Origin of the sequence: Thermohalobaculum sediminis (assembly GCF_023487995.1) — a bacterium.
GTDB classification, from domain to species: domain Bacteria; phylum Pseudomonadota; class Alphaproteobacteria; order Rhodobacterales; family Rhodobacteraceae; genus Thermohalobaculum; species Thermohalobaculum sediminis.
Genome location: NZ_JAMFKN010000003.1, coordinates 227,596 through 242,282 on the forward strand (window position 1 = coordinate 227,596; position 14,687 = coordinate 242,282).

General features: G+C 71.3%; 15 protein-coding genes. 7 read left to right on the forward strand and 8 right to left on the reverse strand.

Translation table 11 applies throughout. The features are described from left to right. The first annotated feature begins 5 nt into the window (after window positions 1–5). Both M1105_RS08210 and rnr read left to right on the forward strand, forming a co-directional pair. A complete protein-coding gene (locus tag M1105_RS08210; RefSeq protein ID WP_249579859.1) occupies window positions 6–953 on the forward strand; it encodes an alpha/beta hydrolase family esterase in 948 nt (315 codons plus the stop codon). Window positions 954–1,001: 48 nt separating this feature from the next. Continuing rightward, window positions 1,002–3,287 carry a ribonuclease R gene (gene rnr / locus M1105_RS08215; protein ID WP_249579860.1) on the forward strand — a complete coding sequence of 762 codons (2,286 nt, stop codon included), beginning with the start codon at window positions 1,002–1,004 and terminating at the stop codon, window positions 3,285–3,287. Between the two features lie 97 nt (window positions 3,288–3,384). On the opposite strand, the gene M1105_RS08220 is transcribed toward rnr, so the two are convergent. Next, window positions 3,385–3,735: a DUF2794 domain-containing protein gene (locus M1105_RS08220; RefSeq protein WP_249579861.1), complete on the reverse strand. Its 351-nt coding sequence runs from the start codon at window positions 3,733–3,735 to the stop codon at window positions 3,385–3,387. Between the two features lie 178 nt (window positions 3,736–3,913). Between M1105_RS08220 and M1105_RS08225 the strand changes: the two genes are divergently transcribed. Beyond that, window positions 3,914–5,497 (forward strand): gamma-glutamyltransferase family protein, encoded by a 1,584-nt coding sequence (locus tag M1105_RS08225; protein ID WP_249579862.1) that lies wholly within the window; start codon window positions 3,914–3,916, stop codon window positions 5,495–5,497. A gap of 43 nt (window positions 5,498–5,540) precedes the next feature. Here the strand turns inward: M1105_RS08225 and hspQ are convergent, their stop codons facing one another. Then, window positions 5,541–5,870, reverse strand: coding sequence for a heat shock protein HspQ (gene hspQ / locus M1105_RS08230; RefSeq protein ID WP_249579863.1), 330 nt, complete (start codon window positions 5,868–5,870; stop codon window positions 5,541–5,543). Between the two features lie 97 nt (window positions 5,871–5,967). Between hspQ and M1105_RS08235 the strand changes: the two genes are divergently transcribed. Next, complete coding sequence (locus M1105_RS08235; protein ID WP_249579864.1) at window positions 5,968–6,843, forward strand: AEC family transporter; 876 nt, start codon at window positions 5,968–5,970, stop codon at window positions 6,841–6,843. Window positions 6,844–6,894: 51 nt separating this feature from the next. Then, window positions 6,895–7,500 carry a transglycosylase SLT domain-containing protein gene (locus M1105_RS08240; protein WP_249579865.1) on the forward strand — a complete coding sequence of 202 codons (606 nt, stop codon included), beginning with the start codon at window positions 6,895–6,897 and terminating at the stop codon, window positions 7,498–7,500. Window positions 7,501–7,504: 4 nt separating this feature from the next. Here M1105_RS08240 and M1105_RS08245 read toward each other — a convergent pair whose 3' ends face one another. From M1105_RS08245 to M1105_RS08260, 4 genes are all read right to left on the reverse strand, one after another. After that, the gene (locus M1105_RS08245; protein WP_249579866.1) at window positions 7,505–8,092 is read right to left on the reverse strand and encodes a DUF1523 family protein; all 588 of its coding nucleotides are present in this window, start codon (window positions 8,090–8,092) and stop codon (window positions 7,505–7,507) included. Window positions 8,093–8,116: 24 nt separating this feature from the next. Then, window positions 8,117–8,380, reverse strand: coding sequence for a hypothetical protein (locus M1105_RS08250; RefSeq protein WP_249579867.1), 264 nt, complete (start codon window positions 8,378–8,380; stop codon window positions 8,117–8,119). 49 nt (window positions 8,381–8,429) lie between these two features. After that, the gene (locus M1105_RS08255) at window positions 8,430–9,230 is read right to left on the reverse strand and encodes a hypothetical protein (protein ID WP_249579868.1); all 801 of its coding nucleotides are present in this window, start codon (window positions 9,228–9,230) and stop codon (window positions 8,430–8,432) included. A 618-nt stretch (window positions 9,231–9,848) separates the two neighbouring features. After that, window positions 9,849–10,454 (reverse strand): hypothetical protein, encoded by a 606-nt coding sequence (locus M1105_RS08260; RefSeq protein WP_249579869.1) that lies wholly within the window; start codon window positions 10,452–10,454, stop codon window positions 9,849–9,851. A 320-nt stretch (window positions 10,455–10,774) separates the two neighbouring features. Here M1105_RS08260 and M1105_RS08265 point away from each other — a divergent pair, with 320 nt between their 5' ends. After that, window positions 10,775–12,025, forward strand: a complete 1,251-nt coding sequence (locus tag M1105_RS08265; RefSeq protein WP_249579870.1) for an MFS transporter — start codon at window positions 10,775–10,777, stop codon at window positions 12,023–12,025. A 4-nt stretch (window positions 12,026–12,029) separates the two neighbouring features. Further along, window positions 12,030–12,773 carry a sulfite exporter TauE/SafE family protein gene (locus M1105_RS08270; RefSeq protein ID WP_249579871.1) on the forward strand — a complete coding sequence of 248 codons (744 nt, stop codon included), beginning with the start codon at window positions 12,030–12,032 and terminating at the stop codon, window positions 12,771–12,773. Here the strand turns inward: M1105_RS08270 and M1105_RS08275 are convergent. Both M1105_RS08275 and M1105_RS08280 read right to left on the reverse strand, forming a co-directional pair. Next, the gene (locus M1105_RS08275; RefSeq protein WP_249579872.1) at window positions 12,770–14,152 is read right to left on the reverse strand and encodes a TRAP transporter large permease; all 1,383 of its coding nucleotides are present in this window, start codon (window positions 14,150–14,152) and stop codon (window positions 12,770–12,772) included. The genes M1105_RS08270 and M1105_RS08275 overlap by 4 nt on opposite strands. After that, window positions 14,149–14,685 (reverse strand): TRAP transporter small permease, encoded by a 537-nt coding sequence (locus tag M1105_RS08280; RefSeq protein ID WP_249579873.1) that lies wholly within the window; start codon window positions 14,683–14,685, stop codon window positions 14,149–14,151. Before M1105_RS08280 ends, M1105_RS08275 begins: the two co-directional genes overlap by 4 nt. Between the last annotated feature and the right edge of the window lie 2 nt (window positions 14,686–14,687).

A 14,687-nucleotide genomic window follows, 5' to 3' on the forward strand; every position in this document is an offset into this window, starting at 1 on the left:
AGCGGATGGGCGCAGGCGAGCGGGTCGGCAGGGCGGGGCGTGATCGCCCCAATGCACCCGCCACCGCCCGCCCGACCGGCGCCATCCGCACGACGATCGCGGCGGTCGCACTCGCGCTCGCTGCGGGATGCACGAAGCCGGAGGTGCCCGGCCGCGGCACGGCGGATGTCAGCATGGAACTGAGCGGCCGTGCCAATGCGCCGCTTCTGATCGCGCTGCACGGGCCAGAGGGCTCGGCCGCGCGCCTGCGCCATCTCTCGGCCTTCCGACTCGGGGCCGAAGGCTGGTCGATCGCATGGCCCGACGCGAGCGGGCGCGGCTGGATGGACCCCGGGACGGACGAGATCGCGCGGCTCGAGACCCTGGTGCGGCGCCTCGCGGGCGGGGGGCTGGTCGACCCGACACGGGTGTTCGTCGCGGGCTTCTCGGACGGCGGGCAGCTCGCGCTGCGACTGGCCTGCGAGCGGCCGGATCTGGTGGCGGGCGTGGCCGCGGTGATGGCGAGCCTGCCAGAAGGCGCGCCCTGCGACGCCGCACGACCGGTGCCAGTGCTGATGATCCATGCGACCGCCGACCCGGTGCTGCCCTTCGACGGGGGCGCCGTCGCCCGGCCGCAGGGGCTGCCCATGCCGGTGCGCCTGGCCGGGCCCGTGATGTCGGCGGGCGAGACGGCGGCCCTGATCGCGCACCGCAACCGCTGTGGTGCCGCGCGGACGATCGAGCTCCCCGACCTTGCACCCGACGACGGGATGCGCGCGCGCCAGCGCACCTACGAGGGCTGCGCCGCGCCGGTGACACAGATCGTGATCGAGGGCGGCGGCCATGCCTGGCCTGGCACACGGCTCGCCTCGGGGGTGGAGGCGGCACTGGGCCCGCCCGCGCGCGACGTCTCGGCCACGCTTGAGATCGAGGCCTTCGCGCGCGAGAACCTGGCAGCCACGCCCGGCGGCTGACCGCCCGGGCTATCGCGCCCGCACGCGGCCCATGCTATGCGGTGGCGCATGGCAAAGACCCAAACCCACCGCGCGCCCGCCCTGCCCTCGAAGCAGCAGATCCTCGACTGGCTGGCCGAGAACCCCGGCGCGGGCGCCAAGCGCGACATCGCGCGCGCCTTCGGCATCAAGGGCGCGGCGCGGGTCGAGTTGAAGCGCCTGCTGGCCGAGATGCAGGAGGAAGGCGCGTTGGAGCGCCGCCGCCGGCGCGTCACCCGCAAGGGCCACCTGCCGCCCGTCACCGTGCTGATCGCGGGTGCGCCGGACGCCGAGGGCGACATCCTCGCGACGCCCAAGGGCTGGGAGGGCGAGGCGCCGCCGATCCTCTACGTGCCGCGCAAGGGCGATCCCGCGCTGGGAGAGGGGGACCTCTTCCTCGCCAAGCTCCACCCCGTCGAGCCTGCGGAGGAGGGTGGCCCCGCCTACGAGGCGAGGCTGATCAAGCGCCTCGCCCATGGGGCGCGCAGGTTGCTCGGCATCTATCGCGCGGCGGCCGAGGGCGGGCGGATCGTGCCGGTGGACAAGAAGGCCGATACCGAGTGGCTGATCCCCGCCGGCGCCGCCAACGGGGCGCAGGACGGCGAGCTGGTCGAGGCGGTGCAGGAGGGGCATCCCCGCTTCGGCCTGCCGCGCGGGCGGGTGACGGCCCGGCTGGGCGACCCGATGGCGCCGCGCTCGATCTCGCTCATCGCGATGCACCAGCACGGCATCCGCTACGAGTTCCCCGAGGAGGTCCTGGCCGAGGTGGGACGCATCGAGCCCCCGACACTGGCGGGGCGCGAGGACCTGCGGGCCCTGCCGCTGGTGACCATCGACCCCGCGGACGCGCGCGATCATGACGACGCCGTCGCCGCCATGCCCGATGACGACCCGAAAAACCCGGGTGGCCATGTCGTCTGGGTCGCCATCGCCGATGTCGCCTGGTATGTGCGGCCGGGCTCGGCGCTCGATCGCGAGGCGCGCAGGCGGGGCAATTCCACCTATTTCCCCGACCGCGTGGCGCCGATGCTGCCCGAGGCCCTGTCGGCGGACCTGTGCTCGCTGCACGAGGACGTGGACCGGCCCTGCCTCGCGCTGCGGATGGTGCTGGACGCCGAGGGCAACAAGATCGCCCACCGCTTCGCGCGCGCCATGATGCGCTCGCGTGCCTCGCTGACGTATGCGCAGGTGCAGCAGGCCGAGGACGGTGCGCTGGACGCCGCGACCGCGCCGCTGCTGCACGACGTGGTGAAGCCGCTCTTCGCCGCCTATCGCGCGGCGGCGGCGGCGCGCGACCGGCGCCAGCCGCTCGATCTCGACCTGCCCGAGCGGAGGATCGTGCTGGACGAAGACGGCCATGTGGTGAGCGTAGACTTCCGCGACCGATTCGATGCCCACCGGCTGATCGAGGAGTTCATGATCCTCGCCAACGTCGCCGCCGCCGAGACGCTGGAGTCGGTGCGGCGCCCCCTGCTCTACCGCGTGCACGAGGAGCCGAACCCCGAGAAGCTTGAATCCCTGCGCGAGATGGTCGAAGCGGTGGGCCTGACGCTGGCGAAGGGCCAGGTGCTCAAGACCGCGCATTTCAACCGGCTGCTCCATGCCGCAGCCGGCACGCCGCATGCCGAGATGGTGAACATGGGCGTGCTGCGCAGCCAGACGCAGGCCTATTATGCGCCCGAGAACTTCGTCCATTTCGGACTGAACCTGCGGCGCTACGCGCATTTCACCTCGCCGATCCGGCGCTATGCCGACCTCGTGGTGCACCGGGCGCTGATCGCGGGGCTGAAGCTGGGCCCGGGCGGGCAAACGCCGGACGAGGTCGAGGCCCTGTCCGAGACAGCCGAGCACATCTCGGCCACCGAGCGCACCTCGATGGAGGCCGAGCGCGACACCAACGACCGCTATCTCGCGGCTTTCCTTGCCGACCGGCAGGGGGCCGAGTTCGACGCGGTGATCTCGGGCGTCGCGCGCTTCGGGCTGTTCGCGAAGCTTGCAGACAGCGGCGCGGACGGGCTCATTCCGATCTCGACGCTGGGTGACGAGTATTTCCGCCACGACCCCGAGAGCCAGACGCTGACCGGCGAGCGCAGCGGCATGGTGCTGGGGTTGGGCCAACGGGTGCGGGTGCGGCTGCGGGAGGCCGACCCGATCACCGGCGGGCTGATCCTCGAACTCCTGTCGGTCGAGGGCGAGCCGATGCGCCGCCCGCGCGGCGACGGGCGAGGCCGGGGCAAGGGCACCCCCAAGCGCAGGCTCGCGCGCGACAAGATCGAGAAGGCCCGCGCCGCCCGGCGGGAAAAGCGGACGCGCTGAAACCCGCCTTCACACGCCGATACGTCGTCAAGCCTCTGATTTGCGGGGCAGAGAAAACGCGCATCCCCGGCGCCGCCGGAAGGCTGCCGCTGCGGGGTCAGCTCAGTTCGACCGCCCGGATCAGCTTGCGCTCGAGCACGCGCAGGACCTGCACGAGATCGCGTCCCCGCTTGAGGATGCGCCCGTCCATCCCGACGACCGAATAGGCGCCCTGCCGGGCCGCGTCGCGCGGGCGTTTCTCGATGGTGTAGAGCGGCCGCTCGGCGCTGCGGCGGAAGATCGAGAATACCGCGCGCTCGCGCAGGTGGTCGATGCCGTAGTCCCGCCATTCGCCGATCGCAACCATCCTCCCATAGATCCTGAGGATCACGGCAAGCTCGGCCCGGTCGAAGGTGATGACGCCCGCGTCCCGCACGGGCAGGAACTGGTATGGCGGCTCGATCTCCATGGTAGCAGGATGACACCCCGCCGGCGGCAATTGCAAGCCGTTTGGCACGCATCCCGCGCCGGGCGCCGGCCGGGCACTGCGCCCGCCGCAGCGCGGAAATGCAGAACGGCCACTGGAAAGAAACGAGCAGGGGCGGTAAAGGCGACTGACCGCTCCAACCCAGACAGGTGCCCTTCCGATGCGCGACTTCCAGCTTCCCGGCCGCTCGCCCCTCTATGTCTCGAACGCGATCTGCGCGACGTCGCATCCGGTGGCCGCGAAGGTCGCGATCGACATCCTCGAGGCCGGGGGCAACGCGGTCGACGCAGCCATCGCCGGCGCCGTGCTGCTGGGGCTGGGAGAGCCCGCCATGACGGGCATCGGCGGCGACATGTTCGCCCTCGTCAAGCCCGCGGGCAGCGAGACGGTGATCGGCATGAACGCCTCGGGCCGCGCGCCCAAGGGCGTCTCGGCCGACGCGCTGCGGGCGAAGGGCTGGAGCGCGATGGACGTCAACGACGCCAACTCCATCGTCGTGCCGGGCGCCATCCGCGGCTTCGAGAGGCTTGCGGCCGACCACGGGCGGCTGGGGCTCGACCGGCTTCTGGCACCGACAATCCGCTATGCGGAGGAAGGGCTCAGGGTGGTCCCCCGTGCCGCCTTCGACTGGGCGCGCGGCGAGCCGCGGATGCGCGGCGCGATGCGCCGCCACTACCTGCACGGCGACCGGCCGCTGCGAGAGGGCGACCTGTTCCGCCATCCCGGCCAGGCCGAGGTGCTGCGGCGGATCGCGAAGGACGGATCGCGCGCCTTCTACGAGGGCGAGGTGGCCGAGGACATGGTGTCCTCGCTGAACGCGCTGGGGGCCGCGCACACGATGGAGGACTTCGCGGCCTGCGAGGCGGTTTATGTCGATCCGGTCGCGGGCACCTATCGCGGCGCCGAGCTGATCGAGCTGCCGCCGAACGGCCATGGCGCGACCGCCATCCTGATGGCGCAGATCCTGGGGCATTTCGATGTGGCGGCCCTCGACCCGCTGGGCGCGGACCGCGCGCACCTCGAGATCGAGGCGGCGAAGCTCGCCTATGCCGCGCGCAACGAGGTGATCGCGGACCCCGACCACATGACCTACCGGATCGAGGATTTCGTCTCGCCGCGTCTTGCCGCCGAGTTCGCCGCGCGGATCGACCGAACCCGCGCGATGGCCTGGCCGACCGACCCGATCGGCCACCCGCACAAGGACACGATCTACATTACCGTGGTGGACCGCGACCGGATGGCGGTGTCGCTGATCTATTCGGTCTACCACGACTTCGGATCGTGCCTCGCGTCCGAGAAGTTCGGCATCAACTTCAACAACCGGGCGGCGGGCTTCGTCCTGACGAAGGGCCATCCGAACGAGATCGCGGGCGGCAAGCGGCCCATGCACACGATCATTCCGGGGATGCTGAAGCGGGACGGCCGCGTGGTCATGCCCTTCGGCGTGATGGGCGGGGCCTATCAGCCGCACGGGCATGTGCGTCTGGTCTCGAACATCCTCGACTTCGGCATGGACGTGCAGGCGGCACAGGACGCGCCGCGGCTGTTCCACCAGGACGGCGTCGTCGGCATCGAGCGCGGCTATGCCCGCGAGGTCTGGACGGCGCTGGAAGCCATGGGCCACCGCACCGGCCCGCGCGAGGTGGCGATCGGCGGCAGCCAGGCGATCTGGATCGACCACGAGCGGGGCCTGCTGATCGGCGGCACCGACCCGCGCAAGGATGGCGTCGCGCACGGCTATTGACGGGCGACGGGGGCCTCGCGCCCCACGCCCGACGGCGTCGCAATCAGTGCCTGCTTTCGGGGTCCAGCACGTAGTTCGCGCCGTCATGGGCGGCGAAATACTCGGCGATCTCGGGGTGCTCGACCGGCTCGCCCGACTCGTCGGGCAGCAGGTTCTGCTCCGAGACATAGGCGACGTAGTAGCTGGTCTCGTTCTCGGCGAAGAGATGGTAGAAGGGCTGGTCCTTGCGCGGCCGCACTTCCTCGGGGATCGACTGCCACCATTCCTCGGTGTTGGCGAAGACCGGATCGACGTCGAAGATGACGCCTCGGAAGGGGTAGAAGCGATGCTTCACCACCTGCCCGATCCTGAACTTTGCCACCGCGCGGAGCATCGGCTCCATTTCCCTTGATTCATGCATCCCGGTGGTCTAGCGCCACCGGGCCGCTGTGTCGATATTGCAGCGCCGCAATGCCGCAGCCCGGACCGTCATGCTCGCTCAGATCTTCTCGATCACCGCTCCCGTCTTTCTGCTCGCGCTTGCGGGCTATTTTTGGGCACGAATGCGGGCGCCGTTCGATCTCGACTTCGTCACGCGGCTCTCGCTCACCTTCTCGGTTCCCTGCCTGATCTTCGCGACGCTGGTGCGGGCCGAGATCGACCCCGCCGCCTTCCGCGACATCGCGGTCGCAAGCCTTGTCGCCTATGCCGCGATCACCCTGGCCGTCGCGCCGATCCTGTGGCTGGGCGGGCTGTCGCAGCGGACGTTCCTTGCGCCCGTGATCTTCGGTAACACGGGCAATGTCGGGCTTCCCGTCGCGCTCTTCGCCTATGGCGAGCAGGGGCTGGCGCTGGCGATGGTGGTGTTCGCGGTGATGGCGATCCTGTCCTTCACGGTGGGCATCTACATGGTCGCGGGCGTGGGCCGCCCGTCCGAGGCGCTGAAGCAGCCTCTGGTCTACGCCTCGATCCTGGGCGGGCTGTTCGCGGTGATGGACTGGGACCTGCCGGAATGGCTGATGAGCGCGCTGGGGCTTGCGGGACAGATCGCGATCCCCTTGATGCTGCTGACGCTGGGCGTCTCGATCGCGCGCCTCAGGGTCGGCGACATCGGGCGCGCGGCGCTGGTGTCGATCGCGAAATACGCGGTCTGCGCGGGCGTGGCGTTCGCGACGGCCCGGGTCGTGGGACTGCCCGAGGTCGCGGCGGGCGTGCTGCTGCTGCAGCTGGCGATGCCGGTGGCGGTAACGAACTACATGCTGGCCGCGCGCTACAAGTGCGACCCCGACGCGGTCGCGGGGCTGGTCGTCGTCTCGACGGTCCTGTCGCTCGGCGTCATTCCGGCGGCGCTCGCCTTACTGCTCTGAGCGCGTCGGGGGATTCCCGGCCTGAGGATTCTGCGCTAAACTGCCGGCCAAATGGCAAGAACCGAGCAGCCCATCCTCTCCGCCGCCCGTCTTGCGGGTGTCCTGGCCACGGCGCTTCTGCTGGGGTCCTGTGCGTCCACGCCCTCGGGTCCGCCGCGCAGCCAGGACGACATCTGCGCGATCTTCGACGAGCGTCCGGACTGGCGCGACGCCACGCTGGCCTCGGCGGCGCGCTGGGGCGCGCCGGTCGAGGTGCAGATGGCGATCATGTGGCGCGAATCGAGCTTCCGCGGCGACGCCAAGACCCCCAAGAAATACGCGCTGGGCTTCATCCCCTGGGGCCGCATCTCCTCGGCCGAGGGATACAGCCAGGCGATCGACGGCACCTGGGACTGGTACCGCCGCGAGACGGGCAACGGCGGCGCCGACCGCGACGATTTCGAGGATTCGGCCGATTTCGTCGGCTGGTACATGGCCAAGACCCGCGACACCAACGGGCTGGCGATGCAGGACGCATTCAACCAGTACCTCGCCTATCACGAGGGCCACACCGGCTATCGCAGCGGCAACTGGCGCTCGAAGGGCTGGCTGATCGGGGCAGCCGACCAGGTGGCGTCGCAGGCGAACCGATACCGCGCGCAGCTGGCAAGCTGCTGAGCGCTCAGCGCCAGAGACCGCGCCAGACGCGCGCGATCGCGCTGCCGCGCTCCTCGATCTCGTCGATCACCGGGTCGACATTGCGCCGGAACGCGAGCCGCGCGAGCCGCCAGAGCGTGATCAGCGCAAGCGTGAGTACCGTCACGAACACGATGTTGAACCAGGGCGTGAGGTCCTGATCCGGGCCCTCGGCGCGCTCGAGGTCGATGGCGTTCGGGAACCACGAGAAATAGGGCACGCGCCAGCCGTAATGGGTGACGATCACCCAGCGCGGCGCGTCCTCGGTCGACTTGAGGTTCTCGGCGCGCGCTGCCACGTCGGCGCTGTCGAACTTGAGATACCAGGGGAAGGACCAGTCGGTGTCCTCGTTGCGGTAGACCCGCTCGCCGCCACTGGGCGTGATGGTGTTGATCCGCATCTGGTCGCGCGTGATCAGCACCTCCTTGCCCTGCGGATCGGTGCGCTCCTCGGCCACGCGCACGACCTCGGTCCCCAGCACGCGCACGATGTCGCGCGATGGCAGGCTGTAGTGCAGCGCCGCCGCGTAGGCACCGATCAACAGAAGGGCAAGCGTCCAGCGGACATAGGTCATCGCGCGGCTCCGGATGCGGGGGCGTCAGTTGATGAAGAAGGCGAGGAGCGCGATCACGATCAGCGGCAGGAAGATCACGCCGACCAGCAGGCGCTTCTCGAGCGAGCGCTCGTACTGCGCGAGGCCGCGGTCGACATAGTCCTCCTGCGTCAGCGGCTGGCCGCGGCTCTCGGCGTATTCCTCCTCGAGCGCGCGGCGCCGCGCCCAGCGCATGTACCAGTCGAGCGCGGCATAGAGCCCGACCAGGAGCCCGAACAGCACGACGCTGGCGATCACGATCCTCAGCATGGATGCGCTCCTTCCTCCCGGTCAGATATAGCCGCCCGCGGCGCGCCGATCAAAGGGGCGCCCGTACCACGGCGAAGGAGACAAGATTCGAGAGCTTGGACATCTCGGCGCCTCCCGGTGCGACCACCCCGCAGGAGGCGGGCGCCGCCCCCGGCGGCTCGCGCAGGCAGTAGTCGAAGCTGCCCATGTCGAGATTCATCGCCATGCGCGGCGCGAGTTCGGCCACCACGGCGCGCGCGGCCTCGTGCAGCGTGAGCGGCCAGCGGCTCTGCCACAGGCCGATGCCGGCCGCGTCCTCGACGATCAGGCGCCGGATGTAGGCGGGTGCGTTCTCGACCTCGGCGACATCACTGTGGCCATCGACGACCAGCAGGTGGCTCTGCATCAACGACACGCCCGACGCCACCGCCTCGCGCAGGAAGCGGGCGCGGGCCTCGAAGCCGGTCAGGTCGTGCATCGCGCCGCCAAGCGGCACGGCGCCGCGATGCGCGAGGCGCGCCGTGCGCCCGTCGGGCTCGATGATCAGGATGCCATCCATCCGCGCGAGATGCCGCCCGATCAGCTCGCCCCGCCGCACGAACAGTCCGACGGGATCGGGGCGCCCGCCCTCGCGGCTCTCGCGGGCGGTGTAGGCGCCGGTGACCGTCACGCGTTCCTCGCCTGGCGCGGGGTCGGGAAGCGGCAAATCCTCGGGCAGCAGGTGCAGGGCGAAGCGCGCCTCGCCCCAGCAGGAATGCCAGACCAGCGTCGGCGACGGCGCGGGGCAGGCCGCAGCCTGCGCGCCAAGGACGGCAAGCGCCGCCGCGAGGACACCCGCGGCAAGCGGCAGGAGCGCGCCGACCCGCGCCATGGCCGATCGCGCGCGGGCACGAAGCCAATCGTGACGCCGTGGCATCACCGGACGGGCACCGAAGCCGGCGACGGTTGCGGTCTCCGCGCCCACCAGGCCGCAGGCCCGCGCCCGGCCTGCCGCCAGAGGAGCGCGCGGATCGGCCACCCGCCGGCGCGATGCCGGGCGCGTGCCCCCCGCCCGGCAGAGCCCGCGCGTTTGCCCGGCCGGGCCCCGCCATTCGGCGCATGGAAACACATCGCAACCGAAGGGCCGAGCCGGATGGTGGCAGGCAGGCTGCGGTCGTTGCTGGGGCCGCCATGGCCACACGCGGCGAAAGGCTGGGCGCGCGTCGTTCCGGTCATCGCCATCCCCCGTGCATCGGCACGCATCCTTGTGCGCTGGCCCCACGAAAAGCAATCCCTTCCAATGGCGCGCAACCGATCGAGGCGAGCAAGACTTAGGCGGGGCAACGCGCCTGCGACGACCGCTTCGTCTTGCGCGCCGGCTCGACGCCTCGGGCACCGCGGGCAAGGCGCGGCGACAGGTCCGAGGGTGGCGGCGCGCGGGAGTGCGGATGGAAGGAAAATGGCGGACCGGCGCGCGGCCGGTCCGCCAGGATGCGGGATCGGACGGACCTCAGTCGCCGAGGACTCGGATCGGCAGCCGCGGCGCCGCGTCGACCGCCAGCGTCTCGCCGCAGTCATGGACGAAGCTCACCGCGATCGCGGCCCGGCCCGCCGGCACCTCCGCCGGCACCCGAACGCCGAAGGCCAGATCGCCCTCGGGATCGAGCACTGGCGGAGCCCCGATCGTCGCCTCGGCCTGGAACCAGCGCCCGGCCGCATCGACGACGAAGGCGTCGAGATCGACCGGCGCGCAGTTCCGCCCGGTCGGGCGGACGGGGTCGAGGCGGACCTCGCTCCATCCTCCCGGCCGGGCATCACTGGCGCGGTGCCGCTCGCCGGGGAAGGCGAGGACGGAACCCGCCCGAACCTGCCCGCCAGCGGGCGCCGCGCCCCCGGCCGCATGCGCCTCGACCGCCGCGAGACGGCCCGAGAGCGCCTCGACCCCCGCCGCGATCCCGTCGATCGCCACAGGCAGGGCCGCCAGCCGCTCCCAGTTGTCGCGCGCCCAGACGAGCGCCCCGGTCAGGAACACGATCATCACCCACTGGTCCTTCAGCTTGCGCAGCGTCGTCCACGCCTCGCGGACCGCCGCCTTTCCCGCAGTATCGGCTGTCATGCTTGCCCCCTTCCGGCGCCGCCGGGGCGGGAGCGATGCCGAAAGCGGCATCGCGCGCCCGGCCGGAGCCATCGTTTCTTGATGTTGTTGATTGTCGGGAGCGGAGCGAACGGGCCGCAGCCAGAGGCACCGTCGCGCTCCGGCGGCCGCGGGGAGAGGGCGGTCGCTGCCGCCCGGTCCCCCGCCACGCAGCCACACTAGCGGCCCATAACAAACAAAGGGTTAACGCCAGTCCGTGCATGGCGGTCTTGCGCGCGCGCCCCTTGCGGGGGGCGGGCGCGGCGGATATCGGTGGTGCGGTCACGACCACGGAATCCCCCATGCCCGCGAGCGCCGCCGCGCCTCCCGCCCTGCCCGACAGTGCCCGCTCGTGGCGGCGGCTCGCGCTGTCGTTCCTCATGGCGGCAATAGGCGGCGTGGGGCTGTGGTCCACCGTCGTGGTGCTGCCGACCATCCAGGCCGAGTTCGGCGTCGACCGCGGCGGCGCCTCGCTGCCCTTCACCGCCACGCTGATCGGCTTCGCGGCGGGCGGCGTGGTGATGGGCCGGGTTGCCGACCGTTTCGGCATCGCGGTGCCACTTGGCCTGGGCGCGGTGATGCTGGGCGCAGGCTATGTCGCGGCGGGGCTGTCGCAGAGCTACTGGCAGTTCCTGCTGGCGCAGGCGCTGCTGATCGGGATGCTGGGCAGCTCGCCCAGTTTCGGGCCGCTGGTCGCGGATGTCTCGCACTGGTTCCGGCGCCGGCGCGGCATCGCAGTGGCGATTGCCGCCTCGGGCAGCTATGCGGCGGGAGCGATCTGGCCGCCGGTGATCCAGTGGGCGACCGAGGCCTGGGGCTGGCGCGCGGCGCATATGGGCGTGGGCCTTTTCTGCCTCGTCACGCTGCTGCCGCTGTCGCTGATGATGCGCGAGCGCCCGGTGCTCGACGACACGCCCCTACCCGCGCGCAGGGCGTCGGGCGGGACGCGGCGCTCGGTGATGGCGCCGGGGAGACTGCAGGCCCTGCTCGCGCTGGCGGGCGTGGCCTGCTGCGTCGCCATGTCGATGCCGCAGGTGCACCTGGTCGCCTATTGCGTAGACCTGGGCTACGGCCCCGCGGTGGGGGCCGAAATGCTGTCGATGATGCTGGGGCTGGGCATCGCGAGCCGCCTCGCCTCGGGCTTCATCGCCGACCGGATCGGTGGCCTGGGGACGCTGATCCTGGGTTCGGCCCTGCAGGCCGTGGCACTGGTGTTCTTCCTCCCGTTCGACGGGCTCGTCTCGCTGTACCTCGTCGCGGCGCTGTTCGGCCTCAGCCAGGGAGGCATCGTGCCGAGCTATGCGCTGATCGTGCGCGACCATTTCCCGGCCCGCGAGGCCGGCAGCCGCGTCAGCATCGTGCTGATGTCGACCGTTCTGGGCATGGCGCTGGGAGGCTGGATGTCGGGCGAGATCCACGACCTCACCGGCAGCTATGCAGCGGCCTTCCTCAACGGCATCGCCTGGAACCTGCTCAATCTCGGCATTGCGCTGTGGCTCATGATGGCCGGTCGCGGCGGGGCCTCAGCGCGGCCGCAGCCAGTGGCGGTCTGACGGCATGGACAGCGCGGCGACGATCGTGGCGGTGGGCGCGGGCTTCCTGCTCGGCGGCATGGTCAAGGGGGCGATCGGCCTCGGCATGCCGGTGGTGGTGCTGGCGATCCTCGCACCGATGATCGGGCTGAAGGCCACCCTCGCGGTGCTGGTGTTTCCCGCGGTCGCGGCCAATATCTGGCAGGCGCTGGCGGGGCCGATGCTGCGCGACCTGGTCGCGCGGCTCTGGCCGTTCCTTGGCGCCGCGGTCGCGGGCATCTGGCTGGGCGTGAGCGTGCTGGCCGAGGCAGATACCGACATGCTCGAGGCGCTGCTGGGCGCCATGCTCGCCACCTATTCGGCCTTCGCGCTGCTGACGCCGCAGCTACCGCCACCCGGACGGCGCGAGGTCTGGCTGTCGCCGCTCGCGGGCGGCACGGGCGGCCTCATGTTCGGCATGACGGGCATCTTCATCGTGCCCGGCATCCTCTATCTTCAGACGCTGGGGCTGGGGCGCGACGCCTTCGTGCAGGCGCTGGGGCTCACCTTCCTCACCATCGGCGCCACCATGGGGCTGGCGATGGGCAGCCACGACCTGCTCTCGCCCGAACAGGCGGCGGTGTCGGCGGCGGCGATCCTGCCGGCCTTCGCGGGCATGTGGATCGGCCAGCGGGTGCGGCACCGCATTTCCGAGTCGCTGTTCCGGCGCGTGTTCTTCGTGGCGCTTCTGGTGGTCGGCGTCTACATGATCGCCCGCATCCTCGGCTAGGCCAGCAACCTCGGCAGCGCCAGCACCACCCCGGGCGCGGCAAGGATCAGCGCCACTCGCACCAGTTCCGCCGCGAAGAAGGGCAGCACGCCCAGGAAGGTCTCGCGCATCGCGACGCCCCCGGAGAGCTGCGAGATGATGAACACGTTGAGCCCCACCGGCGGCGTGATCAGGCCCAGCTCGACCACGATCAGCGCGAGGATGCCGAACCAGACCTTGAGTTCGGCCGCGTCCATCCTGAAGGCCGCGCTCGCGGCGGTGGCATAGTCGCCGCCGTTCAGCTCGACCAGCGCGGGCCAGAAGAACGGCACGACGACCAGGATCATCGCCAGGCTCTCCATGAAGCAGCCGAGCACGATCAGCGCCAGCAGCATCACCACCAGCACCGTCATCGGGTCGAGCCCGGAGGTCCCCGCCCACTCGGCCAGCGCCGCGGGCAGGCCGGCGCGGGTGAAGAAGCCCTTCAGCACCTCGGCACCGAACAGGATGAAGGTGATCATGCCGGCGGTCACCGCAGTCTCGCGCAGCGCCTCGGCGGCGCCGCCAAGGCCCAACCGCCCGTCGCCCGGCCGAAGCATCGCGTAGGCCGCGATCACGAAGACGCCGAAGGCCGCCGCGGGCGTGGGCGTGAACAGCCCCGCGCCGAGCCCCAGGATGATGGTGCCGAAGATCAGCACGACCGGCACGAGGCGGCGGTAGGCGCGGGCGCGCTCGGCGCGGCCCAGCTCGGGCGGCAGCGGCGCGAGGCCTGGCGAGAGCCGGACCCTCAGCCAGATCACCCCCACGAACCCCGCGACCGCGATCAGGCCCGGGACCAGCGCCGCGCGGAACATCTCGATGATCGAGGCCTCGACGATGATGGCGTAGATCACCAGCGCCACCGAGGGCGGGATCAGGATGCCCAGCGTCCCCCCCGCCGCCAGCGTTCCCGTCGCGAGCCGCGGGCTGTAGCCGAGCGCCGCGAGTTCCGGCAGCGCCACCCGCCCCATGGTCGAGGCGGTGGCCAGCGACGAGCCACAGACCGCGCCGAAGCCCGCGCAGGCCCCAACCGCCGCCATCGCGACACCGCCGCGCACCCGGCCCAGCGCCGCGCTCATGCCGCGGAACAGATCGCCCGAGAGATCGGCCTTCGCCGCCAGCAGCCCCATCAGCACGAACAGCGGCACGACCGACAGATCGTAATTCGCCACGTTCTGCCAGAGCAGCGTCTTGAACTGCAGCAGATACGGCTCGAAGCGCAGATATGGCAACTCCAGCGACAGCGCGTAATTGCCGCCGATGCCCACCGCCACCATGGCGAGGCCCACCGGCATCCTGAGCGCGAGCAGCAGGAACAGCGCCCCGAGCCCGAGGACGCCGATCAGGTGCGGATCGTTCATGCCTCGCCTCCGGGGGCCAGCACCGCCTGCACGGCCGCGACCAGCGCCCAGAGGCCGAGCGAGACCAGCCCCGGCAGGTAGAACGGCCATTCCGGCCAGCCTAGGATCGGCGAGAGCACCCCGTCCGCGCGCGTCTCGGCCATGCCGTCCACCATCATGACCGCAAGGAACAGCGCAAGCCCCGCCATGCAGCCCAGCCACAGCCGGTCGAGACCACGCCGCGCCGCGCCCGGCAGGGCGGACACGAACAGATCAACGGCGACATGGCCCCGCCGCGCCTGGCACCACGGCAGCAGCATCAGGGCCGCCGCCGATACCGCGAGGCGCACGAAGTCCTCGTAGCCCGGCAGTCCCGCGACGCTGCCGCCCCAGAGCAGGGCCACCCGGTGGGCGGCGAAGAGCGCGATGTTGGCGGTCGTGACCAGCACGATCAGCGCCAGCACCACACCCCCAGCGACCGCCCAGGCGGCCGCGAGACGCGTGACGAGCCCGACTACCCCGCGCGGCGCGGCGCCCGCGCCGGATGCGCTCACGC

Excerpts from the sequence above, each read along its gene's own strand:
- M1105_RS08240 (WP_249579865.1), top strand. The coding sequence starts at position 6,895 with ATGGCAAGAACCGAGCAGCCCATCCTCTCCGCCGCCCGTCTTGCGGGT.
- M1105_RS08255 (WP_249579868.1), bottom strand. The coding sequence starts at position 9,230 with ATGGCGCGGGTCGGCGCGCTCCTGCCGCTTGCCGCGGGTGTCCTCGCG.
- M1105_RS08260 (WP_249579869.1), bottom strand. The coding sequence starts at position 10,454 with ATGACAGCCGATACTGCGGGAAAGGCGGCGGTCCGCGAGGCGTGGACG.
- M1105_RS08265 (WP_249579870.1), top strand. The coding sequence starts at position 10,775 with ATGCCCGCGAGCGCCGCCGCGCCTCCCGCCCTGCCCGACAGTGCCCGC.
- M1105_RS08220 (WP_249579861.1), bottom strand. The coding sequence starts at position 3,735 with ATGGAGATCGAGCCGCCATACCAGTTCCTGCCCGTGCGGGACGCGGGC.
- M1105_RS08250 (WP_249579867.1), bottom strand. The coding sequence starts at position 8,380 with ATGCTGAGGATCGTGATCGCCAGCGTCGTGCTGTTCGGGCTCCTGGTC.
- M1105_RS08225 (WP_249579862.1), top strand. The coding sequence starts at position 3,914 with ATGCGCGACTTCCAGCTTCCCGGCCGCTCGCCCCTCTATGTCTCGAAC.
- M1105_RS08210 (WP_249579859.1), top strand. The coding sequence starts at position 6 with ATGGGCGCAGGCGAGCGGGTCGGCAGGGCGGGGCGTGATCGCCCCAAT.
- rnr (WP_249579860.1), top strand. The coding sequence starts at position 1,002 with ATGGCAAAGACCCAAACCCACCGCGCGCCCGCCCTGCCCTCGAAGCAG.
- M1105_RS08275 (WP_249579872.1), bottom strand. The coding sequence starts at position 14,152 with ATGAACGATCCGCACCTGATCGGCGTCCTCGGGCTCGGGGCGCTGTTC.
- M1105_RS08245 (WP_249579866.1), bottom strand. The coding sequence starts at position 8,092 with ATGACCTATGTCCGCTGGACGCTTGCCCTTCTGTTGATCGGTGCCTAC.
- M1105_RS08235 (WP_249579864.1), top strand. The coding sequence starts at position 5,968 with ATGCTCGCTCAGATCTTCTCGATCACCGCTCCCGTCTTTCTGCTCGCG.
- hspQ (WP_249579863.1), bottom strand. The coding sequence starts at position 5,870 with ATGCTCCGCGCGGTGGCAAAGTTCAGGATCGGGCAGGTGGTGAAGCAT.
- M1105_RS08270 (WP_249579871.1), top strand. The coding sequence starts at position 12,030 with ATGGACAGCGCGGCGACGATCGTGGCGGTGGGCGCGGGCTTCCTGCTC.